Raw genomic sequence first — 21287 nt, forward strand, 5'->3', positions numbered from 1 at the left:
GACCTGCCGGGGGTGGGTGAAGGGCGACGAACGCCGTTCCCGCACCCGGTCGTTCACTCGGCGTCGGCGGCCGTCACCCGCAGACGGGCCTCGAACAGCTCCGGGCTCGACACGGCGAGCGCCCGCAGCGCCGCGCTGTGCGGCTGGAACTCCGGCTGCGCCACCGCCGCCCGCAGACTTGCGTTGTCCGCCCAGCGCGCGATGTTCACGTACGACGCGGGATCGCCGATCCGGCGGTGCAGGGTGTGCTCGATGAAACCCGGCTGGGCCGCGAAGAAGGCCGAGGTCGCGGCGAAGACCTTCTCGAACTCCTCCGCCTCCCCCGTCAGCTGGAACCTGTTGACGAGGGTCACGGGGACCGCCTTCGCCGCCGCGGTGACCCGGGCGACGACCTGCTCGTAGCGGGCCAGCGTGTCCCCCGGGCTCGGACCGTCGAGCGCCGCGTGGATCTGCGGCGCGATCTCGCCGTGCCGGTGCAGTCCGCTGTGCGTGAGCGCCACGGACGTCCGCCCGGGGCCGAGCGGCTCGAAGTCGACCTCGATGAAGCTCGCCTTCTCGTCGTCGAAGATCGGCTGCCAGTTCGGGCCGACCCGCCAGGTCAGCACGATCCGCTTGGACGGGTTCCACTCGACCACCGTGCCCCAGGCGATCTCGGCGCCGTCGGCGCCGACCTCGTAGTAGCGGCCGCCCTCGAAGGGTTCGATGGTGAGCGACACCCGGTCCTCGACGAAGACGTGCCGCTCGGGGAACCACTCGATGGGACGCTCGGCGAAAATGGCGAAGGCCCGGTCCGCGGGCACGTCCACCGTCACCGTCTTGCGCACGTCGGGGACCTTCTGCGCCTCGGTCATGACTGCTCCTTGGGCGTTGGGATCATGCCTCCACCCTGGTCGACGCGTCTTGAACCTGGACGGAACGCCGATGGAACGCGCGACGCCCGCGCGGGACGCGTCGATCGCGCGTGTAGGGGTTCTCTAGCGTCCGGGGCCACCGTGAGCCGCATGCGTATCCTGGTCACCGGCGCGGCCGGCTTCATCGGCTCCCACTACGTGCGAGCGATGCTGAGCGGTGAGTACGCCGGATACGAACAAGCCGAGATCACCGTCCTCGACAAACTCACCTACGCCGGCAACCGGGCGAACCTCCCCGCCGAGCACCCCCGGCTGACCTTCGTCCACGGCGACATCTGCGACCGCGAGCTGCTGCGCGGCCTCGTCCCCGGGCACGAGGCCGTCGTCCACTTCGCCGCCGAGTCCCACGTCGACCGCTCCCTGGTGCGCGCGGCCGACTTCGTCAGCACCAACTGCGTCGGCACGCAGCACGTCATGGAGGCGAGCCTCGCCGCCGGCGTGGCCCGCGTGGTGCACGTGTCCACCGACGAGGTGTACGGCTCCATCTCCCACGGCAGTTGGACGGAGGAGTGGCCGCTCGCCCCCAACTCGCCCTACGCGGCGTCCAAGGCGGCCAGCGACCTCATCACCCTCTCCTACGCCCGCACCCACGGCCTGGACGTGTCCGTCACCCGCTGCTCCAACAACTACGGCCCCTACCAGCACGTCGAGAAGCTCATCCCCCTGTTCGCCACCAACCTGCTCGACGGCCTCCCCGTCCCCCTCTACGGCGACGGCGCCAACGTCCGCGAGTGGCTGCACGTCTCCGACCACTGCCGTGCCGTCCAGCTGGTGCTGACCGGCGGCCGCCCCGGCGAGGTCTACAACGTCGGCGGCGGCGCCGAACGCACCAACCGGGAGATCACCGACCTGCTCCTCGACCTGTGCGGGGCCGACCCGTCCCTCGTCGACCGCGCCCCCGACCGCAAGGGCCACGACCTGCGCTACGCCCTGGACGACTCCAGGATCCGCACCGAACTCGGCTACGCCCCCCGGATCCCCTTCGACGAGGGCCTCGCCGCGACCGTCGCCTGGTACCGGGACAACCCCACCTGGTGGCGCCCCCTGAAGCACGACGGCCGGGAGCCCGCGACCGCCGCGGCGGCGGGCGCCGGCCAGGGGTCGCCCGCCTGATCCCGGCTGCCCGTCCCCCGGCAGAGGGCTGATCCGCCGGGAGCCCGCCCGGCCCCCGGCGAACCTTCACAAGAACCGATGCCCTTGTGCTGCGCGTCCTGATCTACGGTGCCTTGAGGCACCTGTGACCGGGGAGGAACCGTGCAGCAGTCGAGAGCGGCGCTCGCCGAGCGGATCGCGGAGCGCAGAGACGGGGGCGGCGACCCGCGGGCGCTGGTCGGCGAGATGCGGCGCTCGGTGCTGCTGGTGCCGGTGGCCGACGGAGGTCTGTGGTCGGTGCGCTCGGGCGGGGTGCGCTGGATCTGCGGGTTCACCGACGAGAGCGCGCTCGCCCGGTTCGCCCTGCACCACGGGCCCGGCGACCGGCCCATGGACTACGCGGCGCTGCTCGGCGCGCGCATCGTCGACGAGATCGTGCCCGCCCTGGGCGAACCCGCCGGACTCGCCGTCGACATCGCCACCGACGAGGGGTCGATGTTCTTCCCGCCGGTCGTCGGCATCGTCCCGGATGCGGTCGCCGTCGACGCCGGTGCGGCGGCAGCCGGGGGGCGGCCGTGAGCGGCGAGGGAACGGACCTTCAGCTCGGCGCGGCCGCCGTCGCGAAGTTCACCCAGGGCGTGGGCGCGACGATCGACCAGCTCGGCGACCTCGGCGGGGCCACCGGCTCGGTGATGGGCAAGGGCTTCTCGGAGCTGGCGATGACCCAGATGGAGGCCGGGCACCACGGCCTGTCGGCGGACTTCGAGGACTTCTGCGAGCGCTGGGAGTGGGGGGTGCGCGCCCTGGTGCACGATGCCAGCGCCCTCGCGAACCGCCTCGGCCTCGCGGCGGGCACCCAGTGGGAGCACGACCAGTACATAGCGGGCTCGCTGAAGGTGGGCGTCAACTCCGTGATGGGCGGCAACCCGCACGCCAGTGAGGCCGAGATCGCCCAGCAAAGCTGGGGCGACGTCTTCACGCCGGACGCCCTCGACCCGGACTGGAGCGGCGAGTCCTTCGACAAGGCCGGTCAGGACATCGAGCAGACCTGGAAGGACACCGGGCGCACCGTCCTCACCGAAGGCGACGGCGGCCGTCGGTCCGAGCTGCTCAACGACGCGCTCGGCATCTCCGACGACCAGTGGAACCAGGCGCTGGACGACACCTTCGGCCCGTCGCCGGAGGAACGCGCCCAGCAGCAACAGCAACAGGGCGACTCCGGGGGCAACTGACGTTGGGCATCGGCGACTTCATCAGTGACATCACGCCCGACTCGGTCGAGGACGCGGTCGAGGACGGCGTCGCGTGGGTCGGCGACCGGGTCGAGGACGCGGGCAACTGGACGGCCGACAAGCTGGAGGACGCCGGCTGGCAGAGCGGCGCGGACTGGGTGCGCGAGCAGTCCCGTTCGGTCGCCGACCGGCTGGGCGCCGAGGTCGACGAGCTGGACCTCGGACAGACCGAGGACAAGACGAAGCTGATCTACGGCAGCGCCGACAAGATCCGCTCCACCGCCGAGAAGCTCCGCGGTTTCCAGACCTCCTTCGACGGCGCGGGCGAAGGCCTCAAGGGCCTCGACTCGTCCCGGCTCAAGGGCGAGACGGCCGAGGCGCTGCGCACCGCGGTGAGCACCCAGCCGCCCAAGTGGTTCACCGGCGCCGACGCCTGCGAGAAGGCGGCGGCCGCGCTGGAGGCGTTCGCCGGCGCCGTCACCTGGGCGCAGGGGCAGGCGCAGACCGCGATCGACAAGTGGAAGGAGGGCGTCAAGGCCTCCGAGAACGCCGCCGACGCCCACCGCAAGAAGGTCGACGACTACAACAGCGCCGTCGACCGCTACAACGCCCAACCCGCCGACAAGCGCGATGCCTCCACCCTCCCCGCCAAACCGGCGGCGACCTTCGACGACCCCGGCAAGAAGCTGCTGCAGGACGCCCAGGACCTGCTCACCGAGGCCCGCAAGCAGCGCAACACGGCGGCCGAGACCGCGCGTTCCGCCGTCCGCGCCGCCCGTGACACCGCCCCCGAGAAGCCGTCGTACGCCGAGCAGTTGAACGACGGCATGCAGGAACTGCAGATCATGGGCGACCACGTCGGCGGCGGCGTCGTCAAGGGCACCGCCGGCATCCTCAACTTCGTCCGCGGCGTCAACCCGATGGACCCGTACAACATCACGCACCCGGCCGAGTACCTCACCTCCCTCAACAGCCTGGCCGCCGGGCTGGTCGTCGCCGCGAACGACCCGGTCGGCACCGGCAAGCAGATGGTCACCGACTTCATGAAGGACCCCTCCGAGGGCCTCGGCCGGCTGCTGCCCGACGTCGCGCTGACCGTGGCCACCGGAGGCGGCGGCGCCGCGGTGAAGGGCGTGCGCATCGCGGAGGACGCCGCCGAGGCCGCACGGCTGCGCCGTCTGCTCGACGACGCCCCGGAGGGCGCCCACAACCGGCCTGACGTCGATCGCCCCGCCGACGGCACCGACCCCGTCGACCTCGCTTCGGGCCGGATGTTCTTGCCCCAGACCGATCTGTCGATCCCGGGCATCCTGCCGCTGGTCTTCACCCGCCGCACCGAGTCCGGCTGCACGGCCGGCCACTTCCTCGGCCCCGCCTGGACCTCGACCGTCGACGAACGCCTCCAGATCGACGCGATCGGCGTCCTCCACGTCACCGCCGACGGCCTCTTGATCCCGTACCCGCACCCGGTCCCCGGCGCGCCCACCGCGCCGGCATCGGGCCGGGACCGCACCCTGCTGGCCCGTGACTCCGACGGCGACTACACGGTCACCGACCTCGACGGCGGCCTGATCTTCCACTTCACCGCCCCGTCCGGTGGCGATCCGGGGGGCGACGGCGTCGCGTGGCTGTCGGGCGTCACCGAACGCAACGGTCACACGATCACCGTCGACCGCGGCGCGGACGGCCTGCCCTTGGCCCTGGTCCACTCGGCGGGCCACCGGGTGAACCTGTCCGTCACCGACGGCCTGGTCACTGCCCTGTCCCTGGCCGGCGCGGGGGAAGGCGGCGCCGACCTGCCCCTGATGAGCTACGGCTACCAGGACGGCAACCTCACCACGGTCACCAAGCCGTCGGGCGCCACCACCGCCTTCGTCTACGACGACCGCCGCCGAGTCATCGCCTGGATCGACTCCAACGACAGCCGCTACGACTACCTCTACGACGAGCACGACCGCGTCGTGGCGGAGGGCGGCGAGGCCGGTCACGTCCAGATCAGCCTGGCCTACACCGGACCCGACCCCGAGACCGGCCACCGCACCACCACGCTGACCACCTCCGACGGGCACGCCACCCGCCACCTGTTCGGCCCCGGCTGCCGTCTGCTGGCCGTCACCGACCCGCTCGGCCACACCACCCGCTTCACCTACGACGCCCGCGGCAACCTGCTGACCCGCACCGATCCGCTGGGCCTCACCACCGCTTTCTCCTACGACGAGGCCGGCCGGGTCGTCCGCGCCGTCCGCCCCGACGGCAGCGAACTACACACCGTGCGCGGCCCGTTCGGTCTGCCCGTGGAGGTCGTCGGGCCGGACGGCACCCGCATGGTCCATGAGTTCGACGAGCGCGGGAACCGCACGGCCGTCACCGACCAGGCCAGCTCCACCACCCGCTACTCCTACGACCGAGCCGGCCGGCTCACCTCGGCCACGGACGCCCTGGGCGCCACGACACGCGTGGTGTGCGACGCGGGCGGGCTGCCCCAGGAGGTGACCGCTCCCGACGGGGCCGTCACCCGCACGGAACGGGACGCCCTCGGCCGGCCGGTCCGCATCACCGACCCGATGGGCGGCGTCACCCGCCTTCAGTGGCACGCCGACGGGCAGCTCGCCCGGCACACCGGACCCGACGGCGCGACGGAATCGTGGACGTACGACGGCGAAGGCAACCTGCTCGCCCACACCGACGCCTCCGGCGGCGTCTCACGCTTCGAGTACACCCACTTCGACCTGCCGGTCGCCCGCACGGGGCCCGACGGCGCCCGCTACGAGTTCGAGCACGACGCCGAGCTGCGCCTCAACCGCGTCATCAACCCGCAAGGGCTGACCTGGACCTACGACTACGACGCGGCCGGCGAGATCGTCTCCGAGACCGACTTCGACGGCCGCACCCTCACCTACCGTGTGGACGCCGCGGGCCGGCTCGCCGCCCGCGTCGACGCGCTCGGCGGGACCGTCTCCTTCGAGCGTGACCGGCTCGGCCAGGTGATCCGCAAGGATGTCGACGGCCGCGCGACGACCTACGCCTACGACAGGGCCGGGCGCCTGGTGGAGGCAGCCGGACCGGACGGTGAACTGCGCTACCAGTACGACCGTCGCGGGCTCACCAAGGCGGAACTGGTCGACGGCCGCCCCGTCCTCTACGCCTATGACGTCCTGGGCCGCCGTACCCGCCGCACCACGCCCACCGGTCACGTCACCTCCTACGCCTACGGCACAAACGGGCTACCCCACCGCCTGACCAGCGGCAGTCGCCGGATCGACTTCACGCACGACGCGGCCGGCCAGGAGCTCACCCGCGTCTTCGGCGACTCGATCACCATGACCTCCTCCTGGGACGAAGCCGGACGACTCTCCGCGCAGCACATCACCGCCGGAGGGCGCGCCGTCAACAGCCGCGCGTACTCCTACCGCGCCGACGGTCGCCTGACCTCCGTCGCGGACCGGCTGTCGGGCGCCCGCGCCTTCGACCTCGATCAGGCGGGCCGCGTCACCGCCGTACACGCCCAGGGCTGGACGGAGCGGTATGCCTACGACGACGCCGGCAACCAGACCTCTGCGTCCTGGCCGTCCCGCCACCCCGGCAGCGAGGCCACCGGACCGCGCGCCTACACCGGTACCCGCGTCACCCGCGCCGGAGACGTCCGCTTCGAGCACGACGCTCTCGGCCGGGTCGTCCTGCGGCAGAAGACCCGCCTCTCCCGCAAGCCGGACACCTGGCGCTACACGTGGGACACGGAGAACCGTCTCACCCGCGTCACCACCCCCGACGGAACCCTGTGGCGGTACCGCTACGACCCGCTGGGCCGCCGCACCGCGAAACAGCGCCTGGCGGCCGACGGCGAGAGCGTGGCCGAGGAGGTCCGCTTCACCTGGGACGGCCTCACCCTGTGCGAGCAGACCAGCCACCAGCCGGACGCCCCGCACACGGTCGCCGTCACCTGGGACCACCGAGACGTCGTCCCCCTGGCCCAGACCGAGCGCATCCTCACCGCCGACGACCGCCAGGAGGAGATCGACCGCCGGTTCTTCGCCATCGCCACCGACCTCATCGGCGCCCCCACCGAACTCGTCGACGAGACGGGCGACATCGCCTGGCGCAGCCGGGCCACGCTCTGGGGCGCCACGGCCTGGTCCCGGGACAGCAGCGCCTACACCCCGCTGCGCTTCCCCGGCCAGTACTACGACCCCGAGACCGGCCTCCACTACAACCACTTCCGCCACTACGACCCCGAGACCGGCCGCTACACCTCCCCCGACCCCCTCGGCCTCGCTCCCGCCCCGAACCCCGTCGCGTACGTGCACAACCCGCACAGCGGGTGCGACCCGCTGGGCCTCATGCCCAAGTACACGAAGGAAGAGCGGGCGCAGAAGCGGATCGACAAGGTCGTGGACGACATCGTCGAGAGAGCACAGGACGGCGGGTTCAGGAAGCGCCACGACTACCACGGGGACACCCGGCACGCCTTCAGCGACGAACGGGTCGTCGAGATCCTCAAGAACCCGGACGCCGTGTACCACTCGACGGGCACGGCCGGGACGTTCACCTTCCGACAGGGTGACGACATCGTGGTGATCGACGGCCCCGGCACCACACAGGGCCAGGCCATCACGGCGTACGGTCCCTCGGGCATCAAGGGCGATTCCGGGGCCACGGCGCTCGGTGGGAAACCCACGGACCCCGGCGCCCCGGTGACACACGAGGACATCGTGAACGGCAGGATTCCCGCCAAGGACGGCCGCTTCCAGCCTCCGGCGGTACAGATCAGATGAGGCAGTGATGACGACGAAACTGAAGTTCGACGGCGGCTGGTCCGCGACGGTGACGGACGAGCCGCTCGACCTCGTTCCCCGTCTCCTCGGTACTTCTCTGATCGTCTCCCCCTATGCGGACCGGGTGGAACGGGAGAAGTTCCTGGCGCAGACGTTCGGCAGCCAGGACCTGCTGTGGGACCTCCCCGACGTTTTCCGCTTCTCCCCGAGCGACCGACGGCTGGTCGGGGCTGAACTCCGAATTCCGGAAGAGTCCGCCTCGGTCGAGGACTCGGCCCGCCTTCCCGTCCAGCCCGAAGTACGCCCGGGCGGGCTCCTCGCGAACGAGGTCAAGGACTTCCGGCACGAGATGTGCACGGTGCTGTGCCGCACTCCCGGCGACGCCCTGCTGACCTGCCTGCGCGACCTCGACGTCCTCGACGAACCGCTGGACGCCCGCATCGGCATCGCCCCCGACGTGGCGCTTCTCGTCCAGCACGGCACGGTCGTCGGCTGGAGCCTCACCGACCCCGCGCGCCACCTGACCACCGGCTTCGCCGCCCCCGACCCGGCTCCCCCCGCACCGGCCACCCGGCTCCTCCTCACCGAATGCCTGGACCTCGTCACCACGCCCGTGGTCGACGATCTGGTCGACGGTGAACCGGCCGCCCTGGCCCGCCTCCAGGCCGCCGACCAGGCCCTGCGCGAGCAACGCGAGGACCGGCGCCGGGCAGACGCCCTGCTCGAGCTGATCGCCACCTACGTGCAGGACTACGGAAACCGGTGAACGAGGACGAAGACCCAGGAACGGGGGCCTGGGTGCGGGGCATGAGAATCACCATCGACGACTGGACCGCGACGGTGACGGACGAGCCGCTCACCGTCGGCCCGCGCTTCGACTTCCGGGACTTCCGGGTGCGGGTCGCTCCGTACGCGGACGTCGAGGACCGCGGGCGGTTCCTGCTCGGCGCCTTCGGCAGTCAGCCCTGGCTCTGGGACACGCCCGACGAGCTCCACTTCGACAAGGCGGGCCGGGAACTGATCGGCGCCGAGTTCCAGATCGCCGCTGAGGCCGCCGCCCCCGAGGACGCCGCCCGCCTGCCCGCCACACCCCCCGTCCGCCCGGGCGGCCTTCGCGCGGACGAGGCCCGGGGCTTCCGCCTGGAGGTGACCTCGGAGCTCTGCCGCGCTCCCGGGGACACGGCGCTCACCTGCCTGCGCGACCTCGACGTCCTCGACGAGCCGCTGGACGCCCGTATCGGCATCGCCCCCGACGTGGCGCTCCTCGTCCAGCACGGCGCCGTCGTCGGCTGGAGCCTCACCGACCCCGCGCGCCACCTGACCACCGGCTTCGCCGCCCCCGACCCGGCTCCCCCCGCACCGGCCACCCGGCTCCTCCTCACCGACTGCCTGGACCTCGTCACCACGGAACTCCTCGACGAGGTGCGAGACCGGGCGCCGGCAGCCCTGGACCGGCTCCGGGCACTGGACCGCGCGCTGCGCGAACGACGCGAGGACCGCCACCGCGTCGACGCCCTGCTCTCCTTCGTCGCCGAACTGGTCGAGGACTACGCGATGGGATGACACCCGGCGGAAAGACCCCGCGACGAAGGCCTGGCTGCCGCTCGCGCCGCCGACGGGCGAGGCCGGTACCTGCATTATGCTGCGGCCATGTCAATTCGGGGCACTGGACGATAGCAGTATGAAGGAAAAGTCGAAATCGCCCCGAGAGGGACGTGAAGCCCAAAGGCAGGGAATTCTCGCGGCTCTCGACGAAGCCGTGGACGGCACGCCGACCGCCCTTCTGGTGGAAGGCGAGGCGGGCTCAGGGCGCAGCACCCTGCTCGCCGACATGGCCAAGCACGCCGAGAACGTCGGCTTTTCCGTGGTGCACCTCCGATTACATCCGACCGAAAACAATTCGGCCCACAGCGCCGTTTTACGACTGTTCCACCATCTCGGGCAGTCACGGCAAAGCAATTCCCTGAGCGAGAAAACGGACGACGCGGTGAGGGCGCAGGACCCGGAGCCCGACCACCGCGCGTTCGAGCAGGCCCTGGCCGAGGCGTCGGACGGCGCTCCGACCCTGCTGGTGCTGGACGATCTCCACTGCTGCGACGGACCCTCGCTGCACTGGCTGAACCGCATGTTGAACCAGAGCCGCCGCACCCTCCGGCTGACGCTGCTGGGGAGCGCGCGGACCGGGGAGGCCGTCGCCGCCCCGGAGGCGTTCGGCGAGCTCGCCGACAGCTGCCGGCGCACCGCCCTCGTCGGCCTGGCCCCCGCCGCGGTCGAACGACTCGTGCGGTCCACCCTGTCCGAGGAGTGCGACCCGGGATTCCTGCGGGCGGTGTTACGCGAGACCGGCGGCAATCCCCGCCTGCTGTGGTCCCTGCTCGACGAACTCATCGGACAGGGCGCACCGCCCGACGAGGAGACCGGCCGGCAACTGGCCAGGTACGCGCCCGAGTCCGCGGCCGACGACGCCTACGCGCGGATGCGCGGCCTCGGCCGGTCCGCCGTGTCGATGGCCCAGGCGGTCGCGGTGCTGGGCGAGCACGCGGAGCTGGCCGTCGCCGCGCGGCTGGCGGGCCTGACGGGAGCGGAGGCCGCGCACGCCGTGGACCGGCTGGTCCGCCGGCAACTGCTGGTGAACCAGCAGCCCCTGGCGTTCCGCCGTCCCCTGGTCGCCGCGGCGATCGAGCGGTTCCTGCCCGTCAGCACCGCGGACACGCTGCACTCCCTCGCCGCCCGCTTCCTGCACGAGACGGGCGCGGAGAAGGCGGAGGTGGCGGAGCACCTGGTGCACACCAGCCCGGGGATCGACGCCTGGGCCGGCGAGACGCTGCACGACGCGGGCGTCGACGCGATGGCCTCGGGCAGACCGCGAGCGGGCGAGCGCTATCTGCGGCGTGCGCTGCGCGAGCCCCGGCCGTGGGCGCCCCGGGCCTGTCTGCCGCCGGACCCGGCCGCCTCCTCGCGTGAGGAGGCGGCCTGCGTCGACATCGCCGGTCATCTGGCCGGCGCCCTGCTGATGTTCGGTCGCGCGCAGGAGGCGCGGACGGTGCTGGACCGCACCGCGCAGCGGCTCGCCGGGGTGGAGGCGCTCGCCGTCCGGCTGGAGGCGCAGGCCATGGCCACGACGCTGCTGGACATGTCCTCCGCGGTGGAGATGAACCGGCGTGCGGCCGGTCTGCGCGGCGGAGGGTGGCAGGACACGGTCGCACGGCAGTGCCTGGACACGGTCCGCGCCGTGCAGTGCTGCCGCCTCGGCGACTCGGCCGACGAGGCACGGGAACTGGCCCTCGGCGTCCTCGCCGAGCCCATGCCCCACGGCTTCGTCGAGCGCATCGTGTACTGGGCGAACGTGCTCACGCTGGGCCGGGTCGAGGACGACGACTCGGCACTGCACTACTGCGACCTCGAGACCCGCCGCGCCGACGCCGCGGGCGACCAGCTGGGCTCGGCGATCGCGTACGCGGTGCGCTGCCGGCTGCTGTACTCGGTGGGCCGCCTCGGCGAGGCCGTGGAGTCGGCGCAGAACGCCAACGTCCTGCTCAAACGGTCGGGCGTCGACGTGCGGCTGTTCCCCTGGCTGCAGGACCAGAGTCTGCTGGCGCACCTCCTCGTCGAGCGCGGCGAGACCGCCGAGGCGGCCCGGCTGCTCGGATTCGCGACCGGTCCGGGCCGTTCGGACCGGTCGGACCCGTCGGAGCGTTCGGACCGGTCGGACCCGTCGGAGCGTTCGGACCGGTCGGACCCGTCGGACGGGCCGCGGTCGGACCCCGAGTCCGGATCCGGCCGGGGCCGTCTGCTGCTGGCGCGGGGCGACGCCCGCGCGGCGATGGCCGAGTTCCTCGACTACGGCGCTCTGCTGCTGAGCCACAACATCCGCGGGGTGTCCTACGGCGCCTGGCGGTCCTGGGCCGTCCAGGCGTTCGCGACGCTCGGCGGACACGGTCACGGGCCCGGGAACGGGCCCGAGGGGGAACGCGCACGCCGCTGGGCCGAGGAGGAGCTCGCGCTCGCGCGCCGCTGGGGCCGTCCGAAGGCGATCGGCGTCGCCCTGCACTCCTGCGCGCTGGTGGCCGGCGCCGAGGACAAGCTGCGCCTGTTCGAGGAGGCCGAGGCCTCGCTGAGCGGTCCGCACGCACGGCTGCCGCTGGCCCGGGCGCTCACCGATCACGGTACGGCGCTGCACCGCCTCGGACGTCACCGCGAGGCCGTCCCGCTGCTGCGCCGCGCCGCCGGGCTCGCGGCCGCGTGCGACGCGGCGCCGCTGGCCGAACGGGCCGGAGCGCAGGCGCGCCTCGCCGGCGCGACGGCCGACGCCCCGGCCGCGGTCCCGGCGCCGGACCCCGCCGCGACGCCGGTCCCGGCTGCGAGGGCGGCGCGGCTCGGCGGGTCGCCCGCACGAACGGCCCCGTCGTCCCCGCCGGCCCGGCCGCGACTGGAGATCCGCTGCTTCGGGCTGTTCCAGGTGCGGCGCGAAGGGCAGCCGCTGGACTGCTCGGCCCTGCGCCCCAAAGTCCGGGCGCTGTTCCAGCTGCTGGCCGTCCACACACCGCGGCTGGTGCACCGGGAGCGTCTGCTCGCCGCGCTCTGGCCGGACCTGAGACCGGAGGCGGGCATCCGCAATCTGCAGGTGGCCATCTCCCACCTGCGCGGCTTCCTCGAACCCGAGGCCGGACGCGGTGACCACCGGCTGTTGCTGCGGGACGGCGAGTCGTACCGGATCGCCCTCGCACCGGGCGACACGTGCGACGTCGGGGGGTTCGAGCGAGCCGTCGCCGACTGGCGGCGCATCCGGGACACCGGCCGCACGGAGGAGATCGCCGACGCCCTGCGGGCCGCTCACCGCTGGTACGCCGGCAGTCTGCTGCCCGAACTCGGGCCCACCGAGTGGGTGGTGCCGGAGCGCCGGCGGCTGCGGATCCGGGCGGCCGACGTCACCGGCGCGCTCGCGGAGGCGGAACTGCTCCTCGGGCGTCCGGTCGAGGCATCGGAGGCCGCCCGGCGCAGCCTCGAACTGGACCGCTACCGCGACCGTTCGTGGCAACTGCTGGTCGCGGCGCATCGCGCGGCGGGCAGCACGGCCGCCGCGGAGCGGGCGCAGCGCGAGTACGAACGGGTGATCCGCACCCTCGGCTGACGAGCGGGCCGCGTCGGTCCGCGGCCCGTCCCGGCAGTCCGCCTTCCGGCCGCACCCCGCAGGCCGCGACGCGGCGGGCGCGCCTCACGCCCGGGCGCGGAACTCGAGTTCGCCCACAGCGGCAAGACGCCCCCGGGCCGTGCCGTAGCAGGAGACGACGGCCAGGCGGATACGGGTCACCCCCGTCATGGCGAGCGGGAAGACCTGCGTCCCGTGCTTGTCCTGGAGCTTGATGCGCCGGGTGACGGTCTTGCCCCCGGCCACGCGGGCGGTGATCTCGAACTCCGCGGGCCGCGCCTGCTTGAGGAAGCCCTCCTGCCGCTCGGAGGCGCCGGAGAGCACGACGAGGTGGAGCAGGTCGACGGCCCCGTCGAACTCGGCCTCCACCCACTGTCCCTCGGCCGGGTTCTGCGGCGCCCACCAGTTGCTCCAGGTGCCGTCGGCCGCGTAGGCCGCCGGGTGACCGGGGGCGCTGCTGGAGGCGGTGACCTTCTTCGGCGTGACGGGCGTGGTCTTCGCGACCTGATCGCGGACGTCGCCCAGCAGCCGGGTCGCGTAGGGCCACGACAGACGGACCCCGGCGCCGAGCACGCACAGGACGAGGACGACGCCGGCCGCCCGGCGTGCCGTAGCCCATCCCCCGTGGCGGCGGCCCAGCCTGCGTCGGCGGCGGCGATCGCGCAGCCGTCCCGCCAGCCGCTGCCACCAGGAGGAGCGGGCCTGAGCGGCGCGTACGTCGAGCGTGTCGCCGCACCGGCGGCAGAAGCGTCGGCCCGCCGGGTTGGGGGCGCCGCACCCGGCGCACTCCACGTCGTCCGGCGCCGGGACGTGCCCGTCCGGGACGCCGTGCCGCCGCTCGACCCGTTCCCATGTCGGTTTCGCGGGGCGTACCGCGGCCGCCGTCGCAGCGCCGGCGTCGGGTGCGGGGGCCGTCCGCGCGGCGGGGGCCGCCTTCCCCGGCGCCGGTGCGACCGCGGCGACCGGTGCGACCGCGGCGACCGCGCCCACCGAGGAGACGGCCCCGGCCGAGGAGGGTGCTCCAGGCGAGGAGGCGGCTTCGGCCGAGGAGGCCGAACCCGCCGGGCCGACCGGGGCGACCGGGGCGTCCGCGGCGAGCGGCGCGAGCGGGGCCTTCGACGGCGGCGTGAGCGCGGGCCCGGCCGCCTCACCCGCACCCCCCTGTGCCGTCGGCGTCTCCCGCGCAGGCGGCCCCTGCCCCGCCGACCCCTTTTCCGCCCGCGTCTCCTGCGCCGCCCCGGTCTCCTCTTCCGCCCGCGTCTCCTGCGCCGCCGGCGTCCCCGACCGCTCGCGGCCCCAGGCGGTGAAGGCGCCGCAGGCCCCACAGAAGTCGTCGGCGTCCTGCTGCGGCGCCCCGCACTGCTCGCATGTAGCCACCTGCGTGAGTTCTCCCTTCTTGCGGGGCGCCCCCGTAGGGCGGGCCCGAGTGACCTGGATTCCTGGCATGCCGCCCGTCCCGGGCCGCCCCGGCCGTCCTACTGCCGGGGCTCGGCTGCGTCGTCGTCACCGGCGCCGCCACCGCCGCCGACTTCGGCATCGCCGCGGACATCGGCATCGGCGTCGGCGTGGACGTCGACGTGGACCGTGCACGGGACATGGGCGGGGCGGTTGGCCTCCACCAGCGCCCGCAGCTCCCTGAGAGGCGCCGCCCGCGGGTCGGCGACCCGGACCCGGACCGTCAGCGAGGGTCCGGCGGACTCGTCGCACGTCGCGCCCGCGGTCGTCGACCATGTGGTGCCGCCGCTGTCGGTGATCTCCGCCTCGACGCCGAAGACCAGCCTTATCTGTTCGGCCAGCCCCCGCGCGCTCCCGCGCAGGCGGTGCTGCCGGACCGCTTCGGCCACCAGCTCGCGGCGGCGGGCGGCCGGCAGCCGGGGCGGCACGTCGGCCGCGAGCCAGCCGCCCAGCCAGTCGACGAAGTCCTCGGGAGCGAGCCGCGGGTCCCAGTAGGCCGGGAGACAGTCCAGGGTGGACAGGACAGGGGCGAGGACGTCGTCGAAGGCCGCGACCATGCGACGGGCGAAGTCGTCGTCGGCGTAGAGCAGAGGCAGCCGGTCGCCGAACGGCAGCGGCGACTCCAGCCCGGGCACCGCCCGGCGGGCCGAGGCGCCGCTCACCGCTCCTCCGCCAGCACCTGGTGTTCGAAGGAGAGCACCAGCGCGTGCGGGCCCACCTCGATCCGGTCGGCCGGCGAACCCCGGCGCCCGGTCAGCGGGTCCGCCGGGAACAGGCGCAGGTCGTCGACGAGCGCCACGCCGGGCACCGCCTGCAGCACGGCGTGCGCGTCGCCCGCCTGGACCGGCCGGCCGAAGGGCCAGCCGCCGCCGTCCGGCCCGCCGACGAGCGGGTCGAAGTGGCGGTGGAGCGCGTCGAGCGCGCGGGCCCGCACCAGGGCGGCCGAGGCCCCGGCGTCGACGGTGATCCGGGCCACGACCGTCACGCCCTGGTACAGCGGCGGCTCGACCATCAGCCGGGCGCCGATCGGTCGCCGCTCGTCCAGGTACCGGGCGATGTCCTCGAGCATCCGTTCCGGCGGGACGAGCTGCTCGATCCGCAGCCGGTCCCCGTCCGGCGCCGCGCGGGGGACGACCAGCACCCGCACCGCGCCCGCGGGCGCGCCGTCCCCGGCGGCCACGGCACGGATCCGGGCAGCGGCCGGGGCCGCCCGCCGGGCGAGGGTCTCGATGTCCCGTGCCGTCACCGCCCGGTCCTGGGAGCTCAGTTCGATCGGGCCGCGCAGTTTGGCGTTCTCGACCGACTCGCCGTCCCGGCCGCCCGAGGCGGCCTCACGGTTGTCCGTGCGGGCCACATACGGGACGGAGCTGCGCAACACGGTCAGGGTGTGGGCCGCGACGTTGCCGCGCCGCCCGCCCCCCGTGCGGTAGCGGCGGATCCGGACCTGCGCGCCCTTGGGCGGCACCGCGCCGCAGCGGCGCAGCGAGCCGTCGGGGTCGCGCACCGCGGGCCCGAACGCCACCTCGCCGAGCGTCCGGTCGAGCCGGACGTGGCGATCGCCCGGCCCGCTCGCGCCGAACGTCTCGACCTCGGTCCACTCCTGCCAGCCGCCGTCCTCGCAGGCGACTTCGACGACCAGGGGCTCCTCGTCCGGCAGCACCGGCGGCCGGGCGACGGCGAACCGTGCGCCGGGCACGCCCTCCGCCTCGCCGAGCCGCTCACCGGAGACCAGTTCTGCGTGGACCGCTCCCACCGTGCCGCCGATCGTGAACGCGGCGGCGCCGTGCAGCACCGGGGAGGAGGAGTAGAAGGGCTGGTCCGCGCGGGGGGTCTCGACCCGGCAGCGCAGCCACCCCGCTCGCCGGGTCGCGAGCGGCGCCAGCGCGTGGCCGCCAGGCACGTGCAGGATCACCTCACCGGGCCGGTTGAGCCCGCCCGTGTCGTCCTTCTCCACCTCGCAGGGCTGCCAGTCGGCGCCGTCGAAGGCCTCCCAGACCAACGGCGGACGGCGCGGGTCGACGCCGACCCCCTCCACCCGGCTGTCCAGCCGCAGCACCACCGCGCAGTGCGGGACGGCGTCCGAGAGGCCGACGAGCAGGGCGTCCCCGGCGACCGGCTGCGCCTGGAAGCAGCCGATGTCGCGCCCGTCGGCGAGGTCGTCGCCGCGGTCGACGGCGCGCGCCCCGTCGCTCTGGGTGAGCAGATGGGCGAGCGAGCAGGGCACCACGGCCAGATCGGCGGTGGTCGCGAAGACCAGGGCGTCCTCGGTCTCGGTGCGCACCGTCGCGATCTCGGTGTTCTCGGGCAGCAGCACGACGCCCTGCTGCGGCGCGGAGAGCCAGAACGTGACGTCGGTGCGGGCCGGGGCCGGGGGGAACAGGGTGACCCCGATGAGGTCGAGGAACGCCAGATAGCTCTTCTCGGGCACCCTGTTGAGCCGGTAGAGCAACTGGTCGGTCATATGCGCGAACGCCTCGATCAGGGTGACCCCCGGATCGGAGACGTTGTGGTCGGTCCACTCCGGGCAGCGCTGCTGGATGAAGCGCTTCGCTTCGTCGACCAGCTGCTGGAAGCGGCGGTCGTCGAGGTGGGGGGCGGGCAGGGCCATCAGCGGGCACTCTCCTGGATGCTCGGCGCCGCCTGGACGCTCGGCGCCGCCCCGTCACCGGAGCCGGCCGGGGGCGCGTCGTGCGAGGGGATGACGTAGAAGGGGAAGACGAGATTGCGCGGGTTGTTGGTGCCGCGGACGCTGTACCGCACGTCGATGTAGAGGATTCCGGCGTCGTGGCCGTCCGGCGTGACGACCACGTCGGCCACGTCGATCCGCGGCTCCCAGCGGTCGAGGGAACTGCGCACCTCGTAGGCGAGGCGCCCCGCAGTGTCCTCGTCGGCGGGCGCGAACACGTGGTCGTGGATCCGGCAGCCGAACTCGGGGCGCATCGGGCGCTCGCCCGGGGCGGTGCCGAGGATGATCCTGATCGACTCGGCGATCTCCCGGTCCCGGGCGACCAGGGCGATGCCGCCGGTGGCGTCGGTGCGCAGGGGGAAGGCCCACCCGGCCCCGACGAACTGTTCGGCCATTGCTTCGCTGCTCCGCTCTTCGTGCACGGCCGCCGCCGCGGACGACAGGTCAGTTGATCTTCACGATGGGGGCTTTGACGACGCACTCGCTGTCGCCCTTCAGCGACACCGTCGACCCGGTGACGGAGACCGACGCGCCCTTGAGCTCCAGGGCCCCGGAACGGGCGTCGAGGGTGATGCCCGTTCCGGCGACCGTGACCTGCTCGGCCGCGGTGATGCTCACCGTCCCGTCGCTGTGCACGGTGATCGCGGTCTGCCGGCGGTCCAGATGCAGTTCCAGCTTCCCGTCCCCGGTGCGCACGCGGACTCCGCCGGGGCCGCCGCCCGCCGCGTCGAGCAGCTCCAGCCGGTCACCGGCCCGCGAGGCGAGCGACCTGCGGTTGACCTTGCCGCTGGTCGCGTCGACGAGCGGCGTGTCATGCGGCGAGGGCTTGTCGACGCCGTTGTAGAGCCCGCCGATCACGTACGGCCGGTCCAGCAGCCCCTGCTCGAAGGCCACGAGCACCTCGTCGTTGACGTCGGGGCTGAACACCCCGCCGCCGCCGACGCCGCCCGCCTGCACGGTGCGGACCCAGTCGCTGACGTACGCCGTCCCCGAGTCCCCCGACAGCCAGGGGAACCTCAGCCGCACCCAGCCCTGGCCCTCGCGGTCCTTCGGCTCCTTGGCGTCGGTCACCACGCCCACCGCCACGCCCGGGATGCGGGGCGAGCGCGCCGCCGCGGACGCGCCGCCGACGACGCCGTACGCGGTGCGGTCCTGACGGCCGCTGACGGTGAGCCAGGTCTCGTAGCCCAGTCCCGGACGGTCGAGATGCCTGCTGGCGGTGACCGTGTATCTGCCGTCGAAGGGAACGCCCGCCCCGGTCAGCGTCACCGCCACCCCGCACCGCAGCCTCGGGTCGCCCCGGACGACCACCTCCAGCTCCGCCAGCGCCGCCGACACGTCGTCGGCCAGCGCCCGGGAGACCGCCTTCACCTCGGCGTCGCTGCGGTAGGGGACGTCCGCCACCACGAGCGGAGCCGCCCTGAACGCCCCGGCGGCCTGCCGGGGGGTGACGCCCACCGCCGAGGTGCGGCTCTCGCCCACCGTCGTCTCACCCAGCAGCGCCTTCTTCTCCTGGACGCTCCACCCGTGCACCTGGACCCGTTCGACCTGGTTGACCGAGGTGATCGACGAACGGACCGAGAGGACGTCCTCGGCCATCCTGATCACATAAGGGCTCTTGCGGCGCGCGGCCGGCCCGCCCGCCGACGGCGCCGACGCGGCGGCCGTGGGCCGTCGGAAGTGGAACTTCCCGCCCTCCACCAGCATCTCCCGACCGTTCTCGGCGGCCAGCGAGGCGAGGAAGTCCCAGTCCGAGACGTTCGGCTGGGTGACGAGCGGACAGGTCGTCGCCGTGGAGTCGATCCGGCCGATCGCGACGCCGGCCGCGGTGGCGACCTTGCGGGCGATGTCGGAGGCGGTCATGTTGGGGTACGCCGCCACCCGCCGCCCCCGCTGCAACCGGTGCCCGTGATCGAAGGCGCGCACCGTGGTGAAGGTGCCGGTCCCGTCGAACTCGGCCTCCAGCGCCACGACCTCGCCGTCGAACAGCGGGACGGCGGGACCCGCGCCGCCGGGCCGGGCGGAGATCTTGAGCACCCCGCCGATGACGATCCCGGACTTCCGCAGGAAGGTCCGCTCGGGGTCGCGGTAGCGCAGGACGGCCGCGGCCGGAGCCGCGTTGCCGTCCTCGATACGGACGTGGACCGGCAGATCGGCGAGCGAGGCCGGCAGCGGGCGGGGCGCCGCCACCACGAACGTGGTCGTCATCGGACGCTCACTCCCCCATGGTCGTGCTCGCCCGCGGCGGGCAGCAGGATCTCCGTGCCGGGGCGCAGCCTGGCCGGGTCGTCGATGCCGTTGGCCTCCGCGATCACCCGCCACACGGTCGGGTCGCCGTACTCGCGGTGGGCCAGGGTCTCCAGGCTGTCGCCCATGACCAGCCGGTGCACCCGCCGGGCGTGCAGCGCCCCGGAGGTCGGGTTCTGTCCGGGCACCGGCCCGGCGGCCTCGGTCAGGGAGACCGAGCAAGTGGCCCTCAGCGGGGTGCCGTTGGGGTCGAACAGCGAGTACACGGCCTGGACGTCCTCCAGGTAGCCGAAGAACGAGACGGTGCTGAAGGACCCCCAGGTGAACTTCACCCACGGCGCGGACGGCGCGTCGGCGGCGCTGCTGCGCTCGGTCGGCGCGCACCACCCGATCAGCCTCTCCACGGCCTCCTGGACACTGTCGTCGTGGGTCGCGGTGGCGTCGAGGAACAACTCGGCCGACAGCCTGCGCGGATGCGTGCCGACGAACTCGGGGACGCCCACCTCCTTCGCGCCCTTGGCGACATGGCGTACCCAGCCCGCGCCCTTGCCGAGGCTCAGCGAGGCCGGATTGAACTGGAAGGACACCGCGTCCCCCACCTTCGTGCCGGGAGGCTCGCCGGGCTGTCGGGGCGGTTCGTACGCGGTCAGCTCGGCGCGGGCCAGGGCGGTCAACGGACACGGCTCCTCTCGGTGCGGGCGGACGGACGGCAGGGACGACGGAGCGAGCCGGTCACAGGAACCCGTGGTGGGCCAGCTCGATGCTCTCCATCGCGACCTGCGAGTTCCCGGGATCGAAGGTGGGTCCGGTCCAGGACACGACGATCACGTCACGCAGCGACCACTGCGCGATCACGTCCTGGAGGTTCGGCCGCAGAGCGGCGATCTGGGCGGTGCCGCGACGCGTCTTGCGCGGCAGCGAGGCCAGGAAGCCGGCCACCTTCGCGGAGTCCGAGGTGAGCGGGCGCGACAGCCTGACGTTGGAGTACGTGATCCGCGACGGCAGTTGCCACACGAAGCCGTTGTTGCCCCCCTCCACGCGCTGCTCGACCTCCACCTGGAGGCTCAGCCCTTCGCAGTTGCTGAAGCCGCCCAGGTCGATGCCCTCGATCTGCAGCCGGAAGTGGACGCTCGTCCCCGGGTCCGTCCGGCTCGTCCTGTCGCCCCTCATCCGCACCCCACCGCCTCGCCGGCCACCGCGGCCGTCCACTGTCGTCGTCGTGTGTCATGTCAGCGCCCGCCGTCCAGCAGGCGTCCCGCGCGTTCCCTGCCGAGCAGGTACTCGGCACGCAGCAGCCGGCCCAGAGGGTCGGCGAGCCGCCGGGCCAGCTCGTCGAGATGCCTGCGCTCCAGCCGCTGCAGGAACGCCCCGGGATCCTCCGGCCCCCCGCCGAACCGGTGCGGGCCAGCCGGCGCCGGCGCCGGCGTCGGCACACGCGCGGCCGTGTGCGGGCGGGGCGCTCCCGACGCGCCGCCCGGGGCGGCCGACGGCGGACCCGGCGGCGGCCCCGGCGTTCCGTACGCCGGCGGCGCCGGTGCGCTGCCGTCCTTGCGCGGCGGTCCGACCTCGGCCGCGCGTCGGCGGTCCGCGCCGAACACGAGCTCCCGGGCCGACGGGGTAGGCAGAGCAGCCGAGGCAGACGAGGCAGGCGGCTTGGTGTACGACTCCGGCGCGTGGGCGGGTCTGCGTGAACCCCCCCCCCCGACCCCCCCCCCCAACGCGGGCCCCCCCCCCCCCCCCCCC

General features: G+C 73.7%; 16 protein-coding genes. 7 read left to right on the forward strand and 9 right to left on the reverse strand.

Annotated features, from left to right (window positions below; translation table 11 throughout):
• Positions 1-53: 53 nt before the first annotated feature.
• Positions 54-851: an antibiotic biosynthesis monooxygenase gene (locus tag ABT300_RS28765; protein WP_351681547.1), complete on the reverse strand. Its 798-nt coding sequence runs from the start codon at positions 849-851 to the stop codon at positions 54-56.
• A gap of 150 nt (positions 852-1001) precedes the next feature.
• Here ABT300_RS28765 and rfbB point away from each other — a divergent pair, with 150 nt between their 5' ends.
• The 7 genes from rfbB (at position 1002) to ABT300_RS28800 (ending at position 13138) form a co-directional block, all read left to right on the forward strand.
• Entirely contained in the window at positions 1002-2024 is a 1023-nt protein-coding gene (gene rfbB, locus ABT300_RS28770; protein ID WP_351681550.1) for a dTDP-glucose 4,6-dehydratase, read from the forward strand.
• A 141-nt stretch (positions 2025-2165) separates the two neighbouring features.
• Positions 2166-2582, forward strand: a complete 417-nt coding sequence (locus ABT300_RS28775) for a hypothetical protein (RefSeq protein ID WP_351681553.1) — start codon at positions 2166-2168, stop codon at positions 2580-2582.
• Complete coding sequence (locus ABT300_RS28780; RefSeq protein WP_351681556.1) at positions 2579-3235, forward strand: hypothetical protein; 657 nt, start codon at positions 2579-2581, stop codon at positions 3233-3235. The genes ABT300_RS28775 and ABT300_RS28780 overlap by 4 nt, the downstream gene beginning before the upstream one ends.
• Before the next feature lie 2 nt (positions 3236-3237).
• The gene (locus ABT300_RS28785; protein ID WP_351681558.1) at positions 3238-8007 is read left to right on the forward strand and encodes a putative T7SS-secreted protein; all 4770 of its coding nucleotides are present in this window, start codon (positions 3238-3240) and stop codon (positions 8005-8007) included.
• Between the two features lie 7 nt (positions 8008-8014).
• Entirely contained in the window at positions 8015-8773 is a 759-nt protein-coding gene (locus tag ABT300_RS28790; RefSeq protein WP_351681561.1) for a hypothetical protein, read from the forward strand.
• 41 nt (positions 8774-8814) lie between these two features.
• Positions 8815-9570, forward strand: coding sequence for a hypothetical protein (locus ABT300_RS28795; protein ID WP_351681564.1), 756 nt, complete (start codon positions 8815-8817; stop codon positions 9568-9570).
• 118 nt (positions 9571-9688) lie between these two features.
• Positions 9689-13138, forward strand: a complete 3450-nt coding sequence (locus ABT300_RS28800; protein ID WP_351681566.1) for an ATP-binding protein — start codon at positions 9689-9691, stop codon at positions 13136-13138.
• An 84-nt stretch (positions 13139-13222) separates the two neighbouring features.
• On the opposite strand, the gene ABT300_RS28805 is transcribed toward ABT300_RS28800, so the two are convergent.
• From ABT300_RS28805 to ABT300_RS28840, 8 genes are all read right to left on the reverse strand, one after another.
• On the reverse strand, positions 13223-14533 hold the full coding sequence (locus ABT300_RS28805) for a discoidin domain-containing protein (protein WP_351681569.1): 1311 nt from the start codon (positions 14531-14533) through the stop codon (positions 13223-13225).
• Between the two features lie 98 nt (positions 14534-14631).
• Positions 14632-15273: a phage tail protein gene (locus ABT300_RS28810; RefSeq protein ID WP_351681572.1), complete on the reverse strand. Its 642-nt coding sequence runs from the start codon at positions 15271-15273 to the stop codon at positions 14632-14634.
• Positions 15270-17219 carry a putative baseplate assembly protein gene (locus ABT300_RS28815; protein WP_351681574.1) on the reverse strand — a complete coding sequence of 650 codons (1950 nt, stop codon included), beginning with the start codon at positions 17217-17219 and terminating at the stop codon, positions 15270-15272. The genes ABT300_RS28810 and ABT300_RS28815 overlap by 4 nt, the downstream gene beginning before the upstream one ends.
• Entirely contained in the window at positions 17219-17692 is a 474-nt protein-coding gene (locus tag ABT300_RS28820) for a GPW/gp25 family protein (RefSeq protein WP_351681577.1), read from the reverse strand. Before ABT300_RS28820 ends, ABT300_RS28815 begins: the two co-directional genes overlap by 1 nt.
• A gap of 49 nt (positions 17693-17741) precedes the next feature.
• Positions 17742-19505 carry a VgrG-related protein gene (locus tag ABT300_RS28825; protein ID WP_351681581.1) on the reverse strand — a complete coding sequence of 588 codons (1764 nt, stop codon included), beginning with the start codon at positions 19503-19505 and terminating at the stop codon, positions 17742-17744.
• Positions 19502-20218, reverse strand: a complete 717-nt coding sequence (locus tag ABT300_RS28830) for a CIS tube protein (RefSeq protein WP_351681584.1) — start codon at positions 20216-20218, stop codon at positions 19502-19504. Before ABT300_RS28830 ends, ABT300_RS28825 begins: the two co-directional genes overlap by 4 nt.
• 58 nt (positions 20219-20276) lie before the next feature.
• Positions 20277-20714 carry a phage tail protein gene (locus ABT300_RS28835; RefSeq protein WP_351681586.1) on the reverse strand — a complete coding sequence of 146 codons (438 nt, stop codon included), beginning with the start codon at positions 20712-20714 and terminating at the stop codon, positions 20277-20279.
• Positions 20715-20773: 59 nt separating this feature from the next.
• Positions 20774-21142 (reverse strand): hypothetical protein, encoded by a 369-nt coding sequence (locus ABT300_RS28840; protein ID WP_351681589.1) that lies wholly within the window; start codon positions 21140-21142, stop codon positions 20774-20776.
• Positions 21143-21287 lie beyond the last annotated feature (145 nt).

The sequence above is a fragment of the Streptomyces sp. NPDC001027 genome (assembly GCF_040299045.1).
In the GTDB taxonomy this organism is placed as follows: Bacteria; Actinomycetota; Actinomycetes; order Streptomycetales; family Streptomycetaceae; genus Streptomyces.